The 410-nt window shown below is 44.4% G+C and carries 2 protein-coding genes; both read right to left on the bottom strand.

The genetic code is table 11. The features are described 5' to 3' along the window. Positions 1 to 251, bottom strand: a 251-nt coding sequence (locus tag DW769_RS15310; protein WP_158579834.1) for a helix-turn-helix domain-containing protein, incomplete at its 3' end; no start/stop codon positions are given. Next, on the bottom strand, positions 251 to 410 hold a 160-nt coding region (locus DW769_RS16985; RefSeq protein WP_243105475.1), incomplete at its 5' end, for a transposase. The genes DW769_RS16985 and DW769_RS15310, both read right to left, overlap by 1 nt.

Below are 410 nucleotides of genomic sequence, written 5' to 3' on the forward strand. Positions count from 1 at the left end.
TCAAGATCCCGCAATGACTGCTGTAATGCGATGGAATCGACTTCTTTCAGAAACGCAAACTCTTCCTGCTTTTTCAGTTCCGTCAGCATGGCAGAAGTCTGGCCATAGCCGATCTTTTCCCCTTTTTCATAGCCTTCCTTACGCATGGCAAGTCCCCGGTTATAGATGAACCTGCAGCATCCCAGCGTCTGGTGGATGAAGGCTTTCTGTCCTTTATTCGGGTAGATTCTGAATTTGATCCCTTTTTGCATTATCCCATCTTATCCTTTTGTCTCTGCGATGTTTTCTGGTTTTCGATATACTGTTTTACTGCTTCCAGCGGAGCACCACCCACCGTCGATACAAAATAGCTGTTTGTCCAAAGCGTCGGCATCTTAGTTTTAAGATATGGAAATTCCTGTCTTAAAATT

It is taken from the genome of Blautia sp. AM29-29 (genome assembly GCF_003480555.1).
GTDB classification, from domain to species: domain Bacteria; phylum Bacillota; class Clostridia; order Lachnospirales; family Lachnospiraceae; genus Fusicatenibacter; species Fusicatenibacter saccharivorans.